Below are 17,730 nucleotides of genomic sequence, written 5' to 3' on the forward strand. Positions count from 1 at the left end.
CTTTTAAAACTATTACGGCAATACTCAAGCAACCTCCCAATACGCTATCAATGAGCGGACAAACCAAAAAACAGGAAAACCTCTTCACACTTTGCAAGAGACAAACGAGCACTTTCGTGCCCCTACAGCAAGAGCCTCCCCATCTAATTTTTAAAATGGGTATAAGGTGTATTACTTACAAAAACATTCATCCAGCTCTCTTCCCATTCCGGCATGGAAATGACAAACAGCTTTTTCTGCCAATCAAACTTGATCCAATAAATTCCAACCTCATGATCATTTTCAAATGCCCGCATATCCAAAGACTGCGTGTCGTACAAAGGTGTTCGGTAGACTTTTTCAGGAGCCTGCCTATCAATGACTCGAAGATAAGCCATTCCACCCAGAAAGAAGACGCCATCAACACGCACATTTTCCATCACAAATCGGCCAGACGGACTTATCAGTGCAGTACTCGCGGGATACCCAAGCATTACGTTTACGGTGTATGCCAACACTGTACCCAACACGACAGCGGCTAGGATTGTTCGCCGAAACCATTTGCTTTTGGCCATCTTCATCATTGCGCACCACCCGATTCCCAGCACTCGCCTCAGATCAAAAAACAGACATTAAAAATAATACCCATGCTGTTTTTTTGCCCCACACGAAACTTCACTCCTACAGTGTCATGACAACAAGAGGGACATGCTCATATAGAACATCAGAGAAAACCTGAAAATCGCCACCCTTCCCTGTTTGTCGTCTATAGGCAACAAAGTGCGAATTCTTAATATAGAAATAACGCGCCTCGGCAATTTCTTTGTACATACGATCCGAGGCAGCGTCTCCAGGCCCTTGCATCGTTACAGCACCCTGGGCTTCCGCTAGGCCGACATTGGCAGCATTTGCAGCGAATGGCCCTTCAATACCATCAAAGTTCCAAAAACCCAGAGGCTGGCTAAAAAAGCTGCTGGGGGCATCATTAAAGTCATAAGCATCTTCAACATAAAAGCCTATGCGACTGACTAAAAGCTGCACCTTATCCTTAGTTACAACAACCTCTCCCTCGGGAAAGACCCGAACATTAAAATCAGCCAGAGCCGCCCTTAACTCGTCTATCTCATCGACGAATCGAAAAATTACCGACCGACTATTGCAATAACCGAACCGCTCTACCGATCTCGCCTCCCCATTAAACTGAAGCGGGTACACACCAGGAGTTCGCCCCTTGAATTTCGGCAGTATTTTTTCGCGCATCAGGTCTTGAGCCGGTCCATTATTCCAAGCCACTCGTAGAACATTCAGCACCTTATTGAAACGCTCAAACTTGGCAAGCCAACTCATCTTGACGATTGCACTATTGAAATAGGGCGCTGGAGCAAGGGCAGCATGGTCCTTGACTTCGTTCGACATTGCGCCATCTATCGTCGACCAAGGCTTGCCATCAAACCAGTACTGCATCAGGTCGGCGGCGACATTCCAGTTCATTTTTCTCATCGCTGCTGGAATATCACTCACTCCGAAAAGACGAATCGCCAAGGTCTTTTCGGCATGCTTATTCGCAGGACTCAAACTAGATGTCGCAACTATTTCCGTCACCTAGGAACTCCCATTTGCATGCAAGAGTGGGATTGCCGCCGACTCTTCAACGCCATCGACCATGATCAAGCAATCACCACTTCGGTCTGCCGTTCGATAATCAGTTCATACATCTCGGCATTCGAAGATGATATTTTTTCGGTCTTACCATCGGCCCCCGTCACTCCACTAAAGATCTTTCCAGAAGCCGTTTTGAAGGTATAGGCAATCCCCACCAATGGTTTTCCGGTCTTCTGACACTCAATCGCATACTGTTCGTTGAACGGCCAATTGATCTGCACCGGCAACGGCGCCACAAACGGCGCCGGGGTAAAGCTGTCGCCAATGATCACGGTGCCCGACCCGCCAATCACCGTGTTGCCATGAGCGCCCACCGAGCCCTGGGTCGCCGCGGCTCGGCCATTGATCGACACGGTACCGCTCAAGCCGCCCACCAGGGCACCACCACAGGCCGAGACATCGCCCTGGCGCGCGGCCGGAAGGCCGTCGAACAGCACGTCCGCCGAGCCGCTGGCAATGGGGTTGACCCCATGCCCGGGGATCGGGCAAGCCGTTGGATCGCTGACCCGCGCCGCAGGTTTTCCAGACATCGCCGCACCCTCCCTACTTGACCCGAACCTGACCGCTGCCATCCAGGCGCGCGGCGAAACTGACCTGGCGCTTGACCCCTTCCACCTCCAGCAGGCCTTCGATGCTGAAGGCCAGCTTGAGCTGGTCGTGGTCGCGCGGCAGTGACACCACCCGCACGTTGGACAGCCTGGGTTCATAGGTCTCGATAAAGCTTTCAATGGCCCGGCGCGCCTGACTCAAGGAGTCGTGCAGGCTCAGGCGCATGTCGTTGAGATCCGGCAAGCCGTAGTCGGACAGCGTCTGCACACTGCCCGCACGGGTGCTGAGCATCTTCGCCAGATGGGCAGCCACCGAAGCCATGGCGGCCACTTCGCGGCTCCAGCCGACACGTTGCTCGGCTTCACCGCTCAGGCGTTCGAAAAGACTGCCGTAGCGACGCATGGCTTGGCTCCTTCTGCCTTATTCCTTGTCCAGCTTGCCCACCAGCGACAGGGTGAAATCCGCGCCCATGTACTTGAAGTGCGGCCGCACATTGAGGCTGACCCGGTACCAGCCCGGCTCGCCTTCGACATCGCTGACGATGATCTGCGCGGCACGCAGGGGACGCCGGCCACGCACTTCGCTGCTGGGGTTCTCCTGGTCGGCCACGTACTGGCGGATCCACTTGTTGAGCTCCAGCTCCAGGTCGGTGCGCTCCTTCCACGAACCCAGTTGCTCGCGCTGCAGCACCTTCAGGTAATGGGCCAGGCGGTTGACGATCATCATGTAGGGCAGTTGCGTACCCAGCTTGTAGTTGAGCTCGGCTGCCTTGCCCTCGGCGCTGATGCCGAAGAACTTGGGCTTCTGCACCGAGCTGGCCGAGAAGAACGCCGCGTTGTCACTGCCCTTGCGCATGGTCAGGGAGATGAAGCCCTCTTCCGCCAGTTCATACTCGCGGCGGTCGGAAACCAGAACCTCGGTGGGGATCTTGGTCTCGATCTCGCCCATGCTTTCAAAGTGGTGCAGCGGCAGGTCTTCCACCGCGCCGCCGCTCTGCGGGCCGATGATGTTCGGGCACCAGCGGAACTTGGCGAAGCTGTCGGTCAGGCGCGTGCCAAAGGCGTAGGCGGTGTTGCCCCACAGGTAGTCTTCGTGGCTGTTGGCGACGTTTTCCTTGTAGACGAAGGACTTCACCGGGTTCTCTTCCGGATCGTAAGGGTTGCGCAACAGGAAGCGCGGCAGGGTCAGGCCGATGTAGCGTGCGTCCTCGGACTGGCGAAAGCTCTGCCACTTGGCAAATTGCGGGCCCTCGAAGTGATCCTTGAGGTCCTTGAGGTCCGGCAGGCCGGCAAAGCTTTCCAGGCCGAAGAACTTCGGCCCCGCCGCGGCAATGAAGGGCGCATGGGACATGCACGAGACGCTGGAAACGTACTGCATCAGCTTCACGTCCGGGGAGCTGGGGGACATGAAGTAGTTGGCGATGATCGCGCCCACTGGCTGGCCACCGAACTGGCCATATTCGGCGGTGTAGATGTGCTTGTAGAGACCCGCCTGCATCACTTCCGGAGAGTCCTCGAAGTCGTCCAGCAGATCCTGCTTGGAAACGTTGAGGATCTCGATCTTGATGTTCTCGCGGAAATTGGTCCGGTCCACCAGCAACTGCAGGCCACGCCATGCCGACTCCAGCGACTGGAAATCGGCATGGTGGAGGATCTCGTCCATCTGCTGGCTGAGCTTGGCGTCGATCTCGGCAATCATCCGGTCGACCATGGCCTTCTTCACCGGCTCGCCGCTGTTCTGCGGTTTCAGCAACTCTTCGATAAAGGCCGAGACTCCGCGCTTGGCGATGTCATAGGCTTCGTCGTCCGGGGTCAGGCGGGTCTCGGCGATGATGCTATCGAGGATGCTGTATTCGCTGCTGTCCTGATTCTTCTGCTGTGCGGCACTACTGCTCATGATCTAGCTTCCTTTGCTGTTGGGGGTCTCAGGCTTGCTCGGCGGGAGCGGCATTCAGGCCCAGTTCACCCAGAACCCGACCGCGGGACTCGTCGTCGGCGAGCACCCCTTCGATGGCCTTGCGAAAGGCCGGCGCATTGCCCAATGGCCCTTTGAGCGCCACCAGGGCGTCACGCAGTTCCATGAGCTTTTTCAGTTCCGGAACCTGCTCCACCAGGCTGGCCGGGTTGAAATCCTTCATCGAGTCGACGCGCAACTGCACCGCCAGCTCATCGCTGCCACCGTCGTCCTGAAGGCGGTTGGGCACGCTCAGGGTCAGGCGCAGTTCCTGCTTGGCCAGGACCTCGTCGAAGGTCATCTTGTCGATGCTGATGGGTTTGCGATCCTCCACCTTGCGTTCATCCAGACGCTGGGTGTAATCGCCAATCGCCAGTAGCTTCAACGGCAGTTCAATCTCTTCCTGAGCCCCGCCGGTGGCGGGTTTGAACGTGACGTTGATACGTTCCTTGGGGGCTACGGAGCCTTCTTTGGCCATGTCACTTCTCCTTGGGGTTGTCGGCCCTGGGGCCTATTCGAGTACCGCCTCGAGATCGAGATGGCACAACCTGCGATAAACCTCTTCCTTGCGCTCGCGCACTGCATGGTTCTGCGGCAACAGCTCGCAGCAGTTGTGCAGCAGGTGCAGGACTTCCAGCGCCAGGTCCGGCTCCCAGGCCTGCAGGCCACTGTCCTGCAATTGCTGGTCAAGGGTTTCCAGTTGAGTCCGGGCCAGTTCGTACTTCTTGGCCATGAAACACAGGCGGGCCAGGCTCAATTGCCAGAAGAACCGCACGCGCCCGCCCTGGGCACTCTGCAGGCCCTGCTTGAACACCTGGACCGCCGCCTTCAGGCCATCCTTGCGCAGGGTCGGCTGCACGTCTTCCAGGGCCTGCTCCCAGGCTGGCAACTGGCTGGCGGACTCGACCTTGCGCGGCGCACTGGTGCTGTGCAGGTGGGGCAGGACGTTGGCGCTGATCCAGCTGCGGGTCGCCGGTTCGGCAAAGGGCACGCCGTCATGGAAGCGCAACTCGACGACCCCCGGCAGTCGCTGCAGCAGCAAGGCGAAATGCATTTCCACCTCGCGCATGGCGTGCTCGGAATTGAGCTCCTGCAGGCACTCCCAGACCATGCGCTGGCCGTCGAACCAGAACGGCGCCCGAGCCAGGCTGGCTTCCAGTTCCACCAGCAGGTCGGCGTACTGGCCCTGGCTGTAGCGTTCCTGATAGTGACGCAGCTTGTCCGCCGGCAACCCGCGCAAGGCGGTGACCTGCTCGGCGTTGCGCTCGGGCACGGCGTCGATGGACAGCCACAGCAGGGTCCGATTGAGGCGCAGCGCCCGTTGGTCGGTGGCCTTCTGGCGCAGCCACCAGGCGCACAACGACCGCGCGCTCTCCTGCTGCGCGCGCAGGGCTTTGTGCGCGTCCTTTTCGTTATCGATGGGCGAACCCGGGGTGAACAGTTGCGTCGCCGCCTGCTTGACCTGAGCCACCACGGTGCCCACGGCTCCGGGTTCCGGCTGATGGTCCGCGGCCCGGGCCACCATGCCCCGCAGGCGGCGGCAGATCGGCAACAGCAAGGGCGCGTCGTCCCCCAGTTGCAGGGTCAGGATGCCGTCCAGGCCTTCCAGTTGCTCCACCACACGGCGGAACAGCGGCAGTTGCTCCTTGATCGGCACGTTGTCATCCAGCACCTCCTGCAGGCGCGGCACCAACCAGGCAATCGCCGCCGTGCGGGTGCGCAGCTTGAGCGGATGCACCTGATCCCAATGGTGCTCGCACAGGTGGCGCAGCATCCCCAGGCCCGCCAGCAGGCCTGGGAACGACTCGCGCTGGTGCAGGGCCCAGGTCAGCCAGGCGGCGACCCGCAGATCCTTGGATTGATGACGCAACAGGGCTTCGCTCTGTTCCTGGATCTTCAGCCAGTCGACCTGGCCGCTGGCATGCATCGACTGCGCTTTGCCCAGCTCGTTTTCCAGGGCTTCAAATTCATTGGAGAAGCGTACGTCGTCGCCCGCGAAACTGTGCTCGTGCACAAAGGACTGGGCGAGTTTGAGGTGATGGGAGTACAGCTTGCGGGAATAGCTCATGCGCAACCACTTTCCATGCCCGCCATCCAGGCAAGGCACAAGCCGTTGTTTCGCTCTCTATTGGAGGGTTTCGCAAAGGTGGGAAGCGAAGTGCGCACTGGAACTACCGGATGTCCGTTCAGGTGGCAAAAACACTAACGGAACACCTCAGGCAAAAACATAGGAAATATCTTATATAGATACGTAAAAATCTCGAACAAATATGATTAAGTTCCTACGCGCAACTTATTGCACAGTTGAATACGTATCCTGTCGCAGATTTAATCTTTATATATTCCCTTATTAATCAAACATATATAAAACCATCCAAGCCCTCAGCGGGCCTTGGATTTATCAGTCGCCAGCACTTTGCGCTGCTGCAGGTAAATCACCCCATCGCCGTCGAATGCAATAACGTCATTGGCGGTCAATGTTTCACCGCCGCCACGTTCATGTTTAAGCCAGCCCTCTTCCCACAAGTTGCCACTTTCATGACGCACCTGAACAAAGAAATAAGGCGGCTCGGAGCGGGTTATCTCGATGTAGTGCCCACCGTCCTCGGCGCCCTGCCACTGCGCGTTGGGATGCTCGGCCAACACATGCGCCGGGGCCTTGGAAAAATCCACCATGAACAGGGCCATTGCCAGCAACGCCAGGGCCAGTACGCCAACCGACATGAGAAAACGCCTTAACCAAATCAATCCAGAATCTCCGTTATCATTCACCGCCCGCGACCCGTCCCGGCCGGGCAAGCGCGCATTCTGTTGAAGCGCCTCTGACTGCGCAATGAAAAGCGCAGTGGCCGCTGGCCATGCAACCTGGCCAACCTGCCAACACGCGGTTCGACGCCTCATGAGCCCCCAGCCCCCCCCAAGGATCCGTCATGCGTATCACCCTCAGCGCCATCCATGTCGAAACGTCTGACAGCCTCTGGGTCGATTTCGACAGCGCCTTCGGCGAAGGCTGCGGCCGCTGGTTGGGAGCGCCGCCACAGGTTGCGCAAGTGCATGAGGTGGAGTTGACCCTGGAGGAAGAGTTTCGCTGGGATCACAACCTGTGGGCCGCCACCCGGGACGCGCCGCACATTCAGAGGGATCGGCAAGGCCTGCTGCTGACCGGGGAATTGCTGCGCAGGGAAGAGGACGTCGTGGCACTGGCAATTGGCCCAACCGTGGTCCTGCTGTCGCTGCAGGACGCCCCTGCGCAACTGCCCGGATTTGTCAGCCTGGTTGCGCGCGAGGTCAGCCTGTACCCGGTTGCGCTGTAAGCCAGGGCCACCGGCGACACGCCACAGCGGGAGTATCGAGCAAGGATCCATTCAGGGAAGTGTGCAGCAGAAAAGTCGCGGGGCACGACAGGGAAAGGTGTTCGCCCAGTGCTCTGGCCTTGGCAATCCTTGCACCGGTAAAGAGCCCTTGCACCGGGCGAACGGTAGGCATTCTAGTGCAACTGACGGGGAAAGTCCGTGAGCAGATTCTGAATAAAACTGCGCAGGACGATTAACTGACTCATCCACCGACTCGCCCATTCAGCCTCGCTGCCTCAATCTTCTTGGGCAGTGGTCACCTGCCGAATGTCGGTGCAGGTCACCAGCACGCTCCGGCCAACCTTGAGGGCCTTGAGGATAAACACCGTGGTGGTGTTCAGCCGCGCATCAGCCCCTGCATCACAACCCCGTCAATAACCGGTCATTTCCAGATAGCCGCTGCCGCTGTGGCTGCCACTGAACTGCAACGGCCCTTCCCAGTAGGGAATGCTCAGGTTCATCCAGGCTTGGGGGTTCAAGGCCCGGGTGGTGATATCCAGCCCCTTGGCGGGAATCTGCAACTGCCAGGCCGTGGGCAGTTGCCGCCCCTGGACCGTGGATTGGCTCAGCGGGGTCAGCTGGATCTGCTGCCGGTCCAAGGCCTGGGTGTGGCCGTCGGCGCTGATCCAGGTGCCGGTGATGTACGGCGCCTTGGCCCGCTCGCGGACCCGGAACAGCATCAGCCGCTCGCCACTGTCCAGGTGCAGGGAAAACCAGTCCCAGCCGCTCTGGTCGGCAGCCAGGGGCTGGCTGCTCCATTCGCGATCGAGCCAGGCCGGGCCGCTGACCTGATAGCGCTGGCCATCGATCTGCAACTCCCCCGAGGCCTGGAAGAACGGCTGGCTGTAGTAGTAGGACGCCTGCCCCTGGTCAGACTTGCGGCTGTAGCCGCCCTCGCCCTGCAGCACCAGTGGCCGACTGCTGGACAGCTGCAGGCGGTAGGCGAACCCCGGCCCCGCAGCCTGCACCTGCATCCGCGCCAGCGGGTCGCCGGAGGGGTTCAAGGTGCGCAATTGCCAGTCATCGATCCACGCCTGGAACGGCTGAGCAACCACCCCGGCCTGGCCCACGCCGCCGCGGGCATAACGCTCGGCGGCCTGGTGACTGTGAGCCGAGGTGGCCGCCGCATGGCCCAGCCAGACCAGCGGCGCGCCCCACCCCGACTGTTCGGGAGCGGCGCGCAGGGCACTGCGAAACAGCGTCCATTGCACACCGAAATGCCGACCCTGCGCGTCACTCAAGTCCGCCGTGAGGTACCACCACTCGATACGAAAGCCGTCATGGGCGCCGTGGTCGGCGGGAAAGCTGAAGCGCCGCCCCGGCAGCACCGGGGTGAAGGCTGCTGCCTCGCTGCCCAGCCCGGCAAACCCCTGGGGCGGTTCGGCGGCAGGTTCGCAACCAGCCAGCAGGGCCAGCAGCAGCCCGGCCAGAGCCCTGCTCAAGCGATCAATCTTCATGGGCAAAGGTCCTCAGCAAGTCCGCCGGTTGCGCACGCTGCAAACGCAGCAGCGGCCAGGCCGATGCCAACAGGGTCGCCAGCATGGCCAGGCCCAGGAGCTGCAGAAGCTGCCCGGGGAACACCCGCAACGGCAAGCGCCAACCGAAGGCCTGGACGTTGATCACGCTGTCCAGGCACCAGGCCAGGACGATGCCCAGAGGCAGCGCCAGCGCCAGGGTCAGCAGGGCCAGCAACCAGGTCTGGCCGAGGTTCAGCAGCATCAACTGACGCCGCCCCACGCCCAGGGCCCAGAGCGGCGCCAACTGGCCCAGGCGGCTCTGGCTCTGGGTCAGCAGGCTGATGAACAACGCCACCCCGGACACTCCCAGGGTCAGGCTGTTGAGGGCCGCGGTGGCGGCGAAGGTACGCTCGAAGATCTGCTGCGACCAGCCCTTGAGCCGGGCCTGATCGACGATCCGACTGTCATCCAGGGCGAACCGCTGCTGCACGGCACTGATCAGCCCCGGCATCGCCCCGGGCGCCAGGCGCAGGTTGAAACGGCTCGGTGTCAGCTGCGGCCAATGCTCCAGCAGGTGCCTGGCATTCACCAGCAAATGGCCCTTGGGGTTGCCGTAGTCGGCGTAGATCGCCACCACTCGGGGCGCCCACTGGCCGGTCGGCACCGGCAGGCTCAAGCGATCGCCGGGGCGCACCTTAAGGCGCCGGGCCAATTGCTCGCTGAGCATCAGGGTGTCCTGGCCCGCCAGTTGCTCCCAGGGCCCGGCGCCGTCGGTTTCCAGCAATGGCCAGTGCTGACGATAGTTGGGATGGTCGATCACCCCATACAGGTCCGCCGGCCAGCCCTGCACTTGCACCGGCACCTGCCAGCTGGGCAGCAACGCGCTCACCTGCGCCTGTTGCGGCAGCCAGTCCAGCAACTGCCGGGCCTGCTCCGGGCTTTGCGGGTTGATGTACAGCTCGGCGCTCAGACGCTGCTCCAGCCAGTCGTTGAAGGTCTGGCGAAACCCCGCGGTCATGCTGCCGGCGCCGATGTTCGCCGCCAGCGCCAGCAGCAGTGCCATCAAGGCCAGGCTCAATGCCGGCAACTGCTGACGGCAGTCGGCCAGAAACCACTGCCCCAGCACGCCGCGACGCCGCCCCAGCAAGGCCCCCAGCAGCGCATCGAGCAACACCGGCAGGCCCAGGGCCGCCGCCAGCAGCAAGGCCGCCATCAGCGTGAAACCGCTGGCCAGGCTGGCGCCCCATTGCCACGCCGCCACGGCCACCAGCGCGGCCACCCCAGCCACCACGCCCTGACGGCGCAACCAGCGGGCATGGGCCTGGTGCCAGGCCTGGGGGGCGGCCAGGGCCAGCAGCGGCAGGCGCGCCGCGCGCAACAGGCTGGCGGCACCGGCCAGCAAGGCGCCCAGCAGGCTCAGGCCCATGCCGCTGAACCACCACCAAGGGCTCAGGCTCAACTGCCCCGCCACCTCGGCGCCATACAGGCCGCGCAGGCTGGCGGCGACATCCGGCAACAGCAGCCCGGCCAGCAGGTAGCCGCTGACCACCCCGGCGACCCCGCCCAGCAACGCCAGCGCTCCCAATTCCAGGGCCAGACTGAAGATCAGCAGCCGCGCACTGACCCCGCAGGCGCGCAGGGTGCGCAACAGGCCGCGCCGCTGTTCCAGGGCCAGGCCGATGGCGGCATGCACGATAAACAGCCCGACCACGAAGGACAGCAAACCCAGGGCATCCAGGTTCAGGTGAAAGCTCTCGGTCAGGCGCGCCAGATTGTTCTCCGACTCGCCCGGGTGCAGCACCAGTTGCCCCGCCAGTTGCGCCGGCAAAGGCGGCGCCTGGGCGGCAAAGTCCCGGGGCAGCAGCAGGCGGCTCAGTTGCCCCGGCTGCTCGAGCACCTGCTGGGCAAAGCCGATGTCCATCAACAGCAGCCCCGGGGCCATGTCCGCCTGCACCTGCAGCGGCGGCAACAATTGGCCATTGCTGGCCTGGGGCTGCTGGCCCTCGCGGTAGCCGAGGCTGGCCAGGGTCTGCGGGGCGATCCAGGTGCGCCCCGGCGGGCTGAAGAATTCGACCACCTGCTGCAATTCCAGGGCCTTGCCGGCGATTGCCGAACCCGCAGGCAACGACAGCGGCTCGATGCCCATCAACTGCAGGCGCAGGTCGTCATGCCCGCGCAACTGCACCCGCCCTTGCAGCACCGGCGACACCGGCCAGCCCGCGCGGCGCAGGTCGACGAACCCTTGCTGGCTAAAGCTTGTGCCAGTGGCCGTGCCCAGGCTGGCCTGGGGCTCACCGCCAATCAGTTGGCTGGCCCGGGCGTAACTGTCCCGGGCCTGGCTGTTGAGCGCCAGGACCCCGGTCAGCAGGCTGGTGGCCAGCCACAACCCGGTGAGCACACTGAAGAACTGCACCGGGTGCCGGCGCCAGTGGCTCAACAGCGCCTGCAAAGTGCCACGCAGCACCCGCATCTCAAGCCCCGCCCGGTTCGGCCAGGCGGCCACGCTGCAGGACCACGGTGCGTTGCAAACGGCTGGCCACGCGCTGGCTGTGGGTCACCATCAGCAGGCTCGTGGGGCTGTCGGCCAACAGCTCCAGGAGCAAATCCAGCACCTCGTCGCTGGTGGCCTCGTCGAGGCTGCCGGTGGGTTCGTCCGCCAGCAGCAACCCGGGTTTCGCCGCCAGGGCCCGGCCCAGGGCGACCCGTTGCTGCTGGCCGCCGGAGAGCTGCTCCGGATAGCGCCGCAGCAGGTCCCCCAGGCCCAGGCGCGCCACCAGCTGCGCCTGCCACAGCGGATCGAAGCGCCCGGCCAGGCGCGCCTGGAAGCTCAGGTTGTCTTCCACCCGCAGGCTGCTGATCAGGTTGAACTGCTGGAACACCAGGCCCACTTCAGTGCGCCGCCAATCGGCGCGCTGGCCCTCGCTCATCTGCTCCAGGTGCTGCCCGCCGATGCGGATGCTGCCGGCGTCGACCCGGTCGAGCCCGGCAACCAGGTGCAGCAAGGTGCTCTTGCCGCTGCCCGACTCGCCCATCAGCGCCAGGCTGCTGCCGTGCTGCAGGTGCAGGTCCACGCCCCGCAGCACCGCCAGCGGGCCCTGGGGCGTGGGGTAGCTCTTGAAGATGCCTTGCACCTGCAGCATGGGCTGAGTCGTCCGAGTAAAGAGGGAGCCAAGGATAGCCTGAGCAGCACCGCCCCTATCGGCCCGTGCCGGTGAAATATAGTATTGCGCCACTTTTTTCCAGGCAGGACGCACAGATGAACTACACCCGGGCCCAATTGAAGTACCGGCTGCAGATCGGCGCAGGCACATTGCTGTTCACCGGCGCGCTGATTTCCACGCTGTTCTCCACCCTGAAAATGCTCCACTGGCGCCTGGACAGCTACACCGCCATGGCGAGCACCATCAACCGCCCGATTCAGCAGTTCACCGTGATGGTCTCGGAAAACACCCGGGCCCTGGACTGGTTCTGGGACAACAGCCCGACCCCCGACTTCCTGCGCCTGAGCAACGCCGTGCACTGGAAGTTCCTGCTGATCTACCTGCTGATCTTCGTCGGCGCCGCCCTGTTCGCCTCGGGCCGGATGCTGATGCGCAAGGTCGAGGCCGTGGAACCGCTGATCGAGGCCCAGCTCAACGCCCCGGTCGAGGACGGCGTGCCCGCCAGGACCCTGCAACAGCTGGAGGAGTCGACCCTGGTGGAGGCCGCGCCAGCGTTCCTCAGCCAGACCCGCCTGCTGGTGCTCTGGCCGCTGGGCGGCGCGGCGGTCTACCTGGGCCTACTGTGGATGCTGCGCATCATCTGAGCCCGGCAGCGGCGGATCGAGCAGCGCCTCGGCCACCGGGTACTTGACCACCACCCGGTTGCGATACAGGCACTCCTGGCGCAACAGCGTGGCGTCCTGGCCCTTGGTGCGGATGTCGCGCCAGATCTGGTTCTCGCGGTACACCCGGGCGCCCTCGCGCACAAAGCGATGGCCCCGCTGATAGACGTGATAGCGATACTCCCGCGGCCGCTCGCAGAGCAGCTCGCCCTCCAGCTGCTGCGCGCCGACCTGCAGCTTGAGCTGCAAGGTCTGGGGGCCGGGGTTGTACAGCACCAGGTCGATGTAGTTGTAGAAGATCGCCGCGCCGGAACCGAAGGGCAGCACCCGGCCCTCGTCGGGGAACGGGTCGAAGCTGTGGTTGGCCCGCTCCACCACCTGAAGCGGCGAATGCATCGCCATCCAGTGAATCAGGTTGCTCAACTGGCAGATGCCGCCGCCGATGCCGCTGCGGGCCTCGCCGAACGACAGCTCCATGCCTTCGACAAAACCGCGCTGGCGGCTGGGCCGGCCCACCAGTTTGCAGAAGGAAAAATACTCGCCGGGGGCAATGCGCACGCCATCGATGCAGGCCACCGCCAGCTTGAGGTTGATCACCTTGTTGTGCTGCAGCGCCAGGTCGGAGTCGCCCAGGGTGCGGATCAGTTTCGAGGTGTGCTTGATCAGCCGATGGGGCAGGCGCGGGCTGTCGGCCTCGGGCCGGGCGTAACGGCGCCCGGAACAGCGCCAGGCCAGGTGGCGCATCAGGCGCTTCTGGCGCACCCGCAGCCAGTACAGCAGCGGGTGATACGAGGACAAGGGTTTCATCGATGGGTCAACGGCGGCCCGGCGCGACGGCGCAGGAACCGGCTTCGTCCTTGAAAAAAGAGCGGCATCTTAGCGGCAAGCCTGCGCCCATGCCAGAAGCCCCGCACCCGACCGCCCGGTACTGGAGTGCTAGTACTGGAGTGCCCCGTACCGGAGGCCCGGCCCTAGCCCAGCAACTGGCTGAGCACGGCCCGCAGCTTGCCCGGCTTCACCGGCTTGTTGAGCAACGGCGCGCCCAGTTGCTGCAAGGCCCGGCGACACTGGTCGCTGCGGTCGGCGGTGATGATCACCGCCGGCAGCGGCTGCTGGAAATGCTCGCGCAATTGCTGCACCACCTCGCACCCGGTGACCCCGTGATCCAGGTGAAAATCCGCCAGGATCAGTTCCGGCGCCCGGCCCTGGAGCACCGCCAGGGCGGCCGCCTGATCGGTGGCGGTGAGCACTTCGCAGCCCCACTGCCCAAGCAGCGCGGCCATGCTCTCAAGGATGCTCAGCTCGTTGTCCAGCACCAGCAGACGCCGCCCCGGCAGCGGGTTGCCGGTGCCCGGCTGCGGCGCCTGCAAGCTGATGGGCAACGGCACCCGGGCCGCCAGGGGCACCTCGATGCTGAACCGCGAGCCGCGTCCCGGCCTCGATTGCACCTGCACCCGGTAACCGAGAATCTTGGCGATGCGCTCGACGATCGCCAGCCCCAGGCCCACCCCTTTGCGGTCGGCGGCGCGGCCCACATCCAGCTGGTTGAATTCGAGGAAAATCGACTCCAGGCGGTCGGCGGCAATGCCGCGCCCGGTGTCCCACACCTCCAGCCGCAACTGATCGCCGCGGCGCCGCGCCGCCAGCAAAATACTGCCGCGCTCGGTGTAGCGGCAGGCATTGCTGAGGAAGTTGCGCAGAATCCGCGTCATCAGCCGCAGGTCGGTGAACAGGGCAAAGTCACCGAAGCGCACCCGCAGCTCCAGGCCCGCCGCCTCGGCCACCGACTGGAACTCCGAGACCAGCGGCGCGAGCATTTCATCCAGGCGATAGACCGCCGGGTCGGGCTTGACCGCCGCCTGGTCGAGCTTGGAGATGTCCAGCAGATCGGTGAGCAGGTCCTCGGCGCCTTCCAGGGCCTGGTGGGTGCGCTCCACCAGCAGTTGCTCGGCCGCCGGCAGGCGCCGCTCGCGCAAGGTGGAGATCAGCAGGCGCGCGGCATTCAAGGGTTGCAGCAGGTCGTGGCTGGCGGCGGCCAGGTACTTGTCCTTGCTGCGGTTGGCCGCCTCGGCGGCGTCCCGGGCCTCGCGCAAGTCGCGCTCGATGCGCTCGCGCCGGGCGATCTGCTGTTGCAGGTTGCGGTTGGCCTCCAGCAGCTCATCGGTGCGCGCCGCCACGCGCTGCTCCAGCTGGTCGTTGAGCTGCTCCAGGCGCTGCTGGGCCAGCTTGCGTTCGGTGATGTCGGCGACGAAACCTTCCACCAGCCCGTCCTGGTCCGGCTTGAGCAGCAGGTTCATCAGCACGTCGATGCTGCTGCCGTCCTTGCGCCGCAACTGGGTTTCATACCCCAGCAGGCTGCGCTGGCGCTGCAACTGCTCGCCGATGGCCGCCAGTTCCGCAGCGCCGCCCACGAACAGATTGCCGGCCAGGTCGGCCAGGGAGAACAGCACTTCCTGCGGGTCCTGATACCCCAGCATGCGTGCCAGGGCCGGGTTGGCCGCGCGCAGGCCGGCCTGCAGGCTGGCCTGGAAGATCCCGTGCACCGCATGCTCGAACAGCCACTTGTAGCGGTTGCGCTCGGTTTCCAGGTCTTCCAGGCGCGCCGCCAGTTCCGGGTAGTGGCTCTTGCGCGCCGAATGGTTGCCCAGCCCCAAGAGCCCGGCCAGGGCCCGTTGCTGGTCGTCAGAGGGCCTCGCCATACACCACCTCGACATCACGCTGGCTGGATTCGCGAGGGTTGGTGAGGATGCACGGATCGTCCATCGCATGCTGCGAGAGGAACGGAATGTCGCTGCTGCTGACCCCATGCAGGCCCAGGGTTTCGTGGAAGCCGATGGCGTGCTTGAGGGCGATCAGGTGCTCCACCAGGCGCCCGCAGATCTGCCGCTGGTTGAGCCCGCGGCAGTCGATGCCGAAGGTTTCGGCGATCACCTTGAAACGCTCCGGCGCCGCGCTGTAGTTGAAGGCCACCACATGCTCCACCAGCACCGCGTTGCACAGCCCGTGAGGCAGGTCGAGAAAGCCTCCCAGGCTGTGGGACATGGCATGCACCGCGCCGAGAATCGCGTTGGAGAACGCCAGCCCGGCCTGCATGCTGCCGAGCATGATCTGCTCGCGCAGGGCGATGTCCCCGGGGTTGGCGATCATCTGCACCAGGTTGCCGTTGATCAAGCGCATGGCTTCCAGGGCATGGGGATCGGTGAGCGGCCCGTGGCCAGTGGAAACAAAGGCCTCGATCGCGTGCACCAGGGCGTCGATGCCGGTGCAGGCGGAGAGAAACGGGTCCATGCCCAGGGTGGTTTCCGGGTCGATCAGCGACACATCCGGCACCACCGCCTTGCTGACGATGGAGAACTTCATCCGTTCCTGCTGGTTGGAGATGATCACGAACTGCGAGACGTCCGCCGAGGTGCCGGCGGTGGTGGGAATCATGATCAAGGGCGGGCTCGGCACGCGGATCATGTCCACCCCTTCGAACTCGAGGATGCTGCGCCCGTGGGCCACCACGATACCGATGCCCTTGCCGCAGTCCATGGGGCTGCCGCCGCCGACGGCGACGATCACATCGCAGGCGTTTTCGCGGTAGACCTCGGCGCCCTGCATCACCTCTTCCACCCGCGGGTTGGGCGACACCTGGCTGTACAGGCAATAGTCGACGCCCTGGGCCTGGAGGCTGGCCTCGACATCGGCGACCCAACCGGCGGCGATCACCCCGGGGTCGCTGACCACCAGGACCTTGCGCGCGCCGAAGGTCTTCGCATAGTTGCCGACGTTATGCCGGCAACCGGCACCAAAGATGATTTCCGGGGACACGAACTTGCGCAGCAGACTGAGATTCTGGCTCATGGCGGAAGCCTGTTTCTTATTGTTCTGAAAGGAGAACGCCAGCCTAAAGCATCCGTTGCTGAAAGCAACGCGCGCGTTGCGCGCAGCGGCAAGCTACAAGCTGCAAGCACAGCCAGAGCGGTAAGCCGTCAGCTTTGAGCTTGCAGCTGGAGGCTTGAAGCTTGCAGCTTGCAGCTCAGAGATGGATGTCCATGCCGTCGTGCGCGACTTCGATGCCGCGGCGGGTCAGCTCGGCGCGTTCAGCGGAGTCTTCGTCGAGGATCGGGTTGGTGTTGTTGATGTGGATCAGCACCTTGCGCGCCCGAGGAAAGCGCTCCAGCACATCAAGCATGCCGCCAGGGCCGCTTTGCGCCAGGTGGCCCATTTCGCTGCCCAGCTTGTCGCCAACGCTACAGACGCTCATTTCATCGTCGCGCCACAAGGTGCCGTCCACCAGCAGGCAGTCGGCGCGGTCCATCCACGCCAGCAAGGCCTCGTCCACCTGCCCCAGCCCCGGGGCGTAGAACAGGCTGGCGCCGCTGCGCCGGTCCTCGATGAACAGGCCGATGTTGTCCCCCGGGTGCGGGTTGCCACGGTGGGGCGAATACGGCGGCGCGCTGCTGCGCAGGGCAATCGCCCGCAAGGCGAGGTCCGGGCAGGCCGGCAGGCTGAACTCGCGGCCATCGAGGTGAATGGGCTGCCACTGCAAGCCGCCGTTCCAGTGGCTGAGCATGGTGAACAGGGGGAAGCCGCTGCTGAGGTCCTGGTGGACCATCTCGGTGCACCAGACCTGATGCGGGCAGCCTTCGCGCAGGCTGAGCAGGCCGGTGCAGTGGTCGATCTGGCTGTCCAGCAGGATCACCCCGGCCAGGGCGGTGTCGCGCAAGTGCCGGGCCGGTTGCAGCACCGGGAAGGATTCCAGCTGCGTGCGAATGTCCGGCGAGGCGTTGCACAGGATCCAGTCGTTGCCGTGGTCGCTCAGGGCGATCGACGACTGGGTGCGCCGCTGGGCGCGCAGGCTGCCGGCGCGCACCCCGGCGCAGTTGCGGCAGTTGCAGTTCCACTGCGGAAAACCGCCGCCCGCCGCGGAACCGAGAATGCGGATATGCATGGTTTGCTCCCGAGGGCA

At 63.6% G+C, this 17,730-nt stretch carries 17 protein-coding genes; 2 read left to right on the forward strand and 15 right to left on the reverse strand.

All coding sequences use genetic code 11. From position 1 onward, the window contains the following. Positions 1–143: 143 nt before the first annotated feature. The 8 genes from LXM55_RS29290 to LXM55_RS29325 all read right to left on the reverse strand — a co-directional run bounded on the left by LXM55_RS29290 (position 144) and on the right by LXM55_RS29325 (position 6,915). A complete protein-coding gene (locus LXM55_RS29290) occupies positions 144–563 on the reverse strand; it encodes a hypothetical protein (protein WP_233323607.1) in 420 nt (139 codons plus the stop codon). Positions 564–660: 97 nt separating this feature from the next. Continuing rightward, the gene (locus tag LXM55_RS29295; protein WP_233323608.1) at positions 661–1,581 is read right to left on the reverse strand and encodes a DUF6402 family protein; all 921 of its coding nucleotides are present in this window, start codon (positions 1,579–1,581) and stop codon (positions 661–663) included. Between the two features lie 65 nt (positions 1,582–1,646). Further along, positions 1,647–2,171: a PAAR domain-containing protein gene (locus LXM55_RS29300; RefSeq protein ID WP_233323609.1), complete on the reverse strand. Its 525-nt coding sequence runs from the start codon at positions 2,169–2,171 to the stop codon at positions 1,647–1,649. 13 nt (positions 2,172–2,184) lie between these two features. Next, complete coding sequence (tssE, locus tag LXM55_RS29305) at positions 2,185–2,592, reverse strand: type VI secretion system baseplate subunit TssE (protein WP_233323610.1); 408 nt, start codon at positions 2,590–2,592, stop codon at positions 2,185–2,187. A gap of 18 nt (positions 2,593–2,610) precedes the next feature. Then, positions 2,611–4,086 (reverse strand): type VI secretion system contractile sheath large subunit, encoded by a 1,476-nt coding sequence (gene tssC, locus LXM55_RS29310; RefSeq protein WP_233323611.1) that lies wholly within the window; start codon positions 4,084–4,086, stop codon positions 2,611–2,613. Positions 4,087–4,114: 28 nt separating this feature from the next. After that, positions 4,115–4,621, reverse strand: coding sequence for a type VI secretion system contractile sheath small subunit (gene tssB / locus LXM55_RS29315; protein WP_233323612.1), 507 nt, complete (start codon positions 4,619–4,621; stop codon positions 4,115–4,117). A gap of 33 nt (positions 4,622–4,654) precedes the next feature. Next, the gene (gene tssA / locus LXM55_RS29320; protein WP_233323613.1) at positions 4,655–6,211 is read right to left on the reverse strand and encodes a type VI secretion system protein TssA; all 1,557 of its coding nucleotides are present in this window, start codon (positions 6,209–6,211) and stop codon (positions 4,655–4,657) included. A gap of 314 nt (positions 6,212–6,525) precedes the next feature. After that, positions 6,526–6,915 carry a hypothetical protein gene (locus tag LXM55_RS29325; RefSeq protein WP_233323614.1) on the reverse strand — a complete coding sequence of 130 codons (390 nt, stop codon included), beginning with the start codon at positions 6,913–6,915 and terminating at the stop codon, positions 6,526–6,528. A 158-nt stretch (positions 6,916–7,073) separates the two neighbouring features. On the opposite strand from LXM55_RS29325, the gene LXM55_RS29330 reads away from it, so the two are divergent. Beyond that, entirely contained in the window at positions 7,074–7,457 is a 384-nt protein-coding gene (locus tag LXM55_RS29330; RefSeq protein WP_233323615.1) for a hypothetical protein, read from the forward strand. A gap of 410 nt (positions 7,458–7,867) precedes the next feature. Here the strand turns inward: LXM55_RS29330 and LXM55_RS29335 are convergent, their stop codons facing one another. Genes LXM55_RS29335 through LXM55_RS29345 form a run of 3 tightly spaced genes read right to left on the reverse strand, consistent with a single transcriptional unit; the run spans position 7,868 to position 12,093 of the window. After that, entirely contained in the window at positions 7,868–8,953 is a 1,086-nt protein-coding gene (locus tag LXM55_RS29335; RefSeq protein WP_233323616.1) for a lipocalin-like domain-containing protein, read from the reverse strand. Beyond that, complete coding sequence (locus tag LXM55_RS29340) at positions 8,943–11,423, reverse strand: ABC transporter permease (RefSeq protein WP_233323617.1); 2,481 nt, start codon at positions 11,421–11,423, stop codon at positions 8,943–8,945. The genes LXM55_RS29335 and LXM55_RS29340 overlap by 11 nt, the downstream gene beginning before the upstream one ends. 1 nt (position 11,424) lies before the next feature. Next, positions 11,425–12,093 (reverse strand): ABC transporter ATP-binding protein, encoded by a 669-nt coding sequence (locus tag LXM55_RS29345; RefSeq protein ID WP_233323618.1) that lies wholly within the window; start codon positions 12,091–12,093, stop codon positions 11,425–11,427. A 116-nt stretch (positions 12,094–12,209) separates the two neighbouring features. Here LXM55_RS29345 and LXM55_RS29350 point away from each other — a divergent pair, with 116 nt between their 5' ends. Further along, positions 12,210–12,758 (forward strand): YniB family protein, encoded by a 549-nt coding sequence (locus tag LXM55_RS29350; protein ID WP_233323619.1) that lies wholly within the window; start codon positions 12,210–12,212, stop codon positions 12,756–12,758. On the opposite strand, the gene LXM55_RS29355 is transcribed toward LXM55_RS29350, so the two are convergent. The 4 genes from LXM55_RS29355 to pqqB form a co-directional block, all read right to left on the reverse strand. Further along, positions 12,732–13,583 (reverse strand): VanW family protein, encoded by an 852-nt coding sequence (locus LXM55_RS29355; RefSeq protein ID WP_233323620.1) that lies wholly within the window; start codon positions 13,581–13,583, stop codon positions 12,732–12,734. The two genes, LXM55_RS29350 and LXM55_RS29355, sit on opposite strands and share 27 nt — an antisense overlap. Positions 13,584–13,747: 164 nt before the next feature. Continuing rightward, positions 13,748–15,475, reverse strand: a complete 1,728-nt coding sequence (locus LXM55_RS29360; protein WP_233323621.1) for a hybrid sensor histidine kinase/response regulator — start codon at positions 15,473–15,475, stop codon at positions 13,748–13,750. Beyond that, complete coding sequence (gene ercA, locus LXM55_RS29365) at positions 15,459–16,622, reverse strand: alcohol dehydrogenase-like regulatory protein ErcA (RefSeq protein WP_110724347.1); 1,164 nt, start codon at positions 16,620–16,622, stop codon at positions 15,459–15,461. Before ercA ends, LXM55_RS29360 begins: the two co-directional genes overlap by 17 nt. A 175-nt stretch (positions 16,623–16,797) precedes the next feature. After that, entirely contained in the window at positions 16,798–17,712 is a 915-nt protein-coding gene (pqqB, locus tag LXM55_RS29370; protein ID WP_233323622.1) for a pyrroloquinoline quinone biosynthesis protein PqqB, read from the reverse strand. Positions 17,713–17,730 lie beyond the last annotated feature (18 nt).

Origin of the sequence: Pseudomonas sp. Au-Pse12, assembly GCF_021341665.1 — a bacterium.
Lineage (GTDB): Bacteria > Pseudomonadota > Gammaproteobacteria > Pseudomonadales > Pseudomonadaceae > Aquipseudomonas.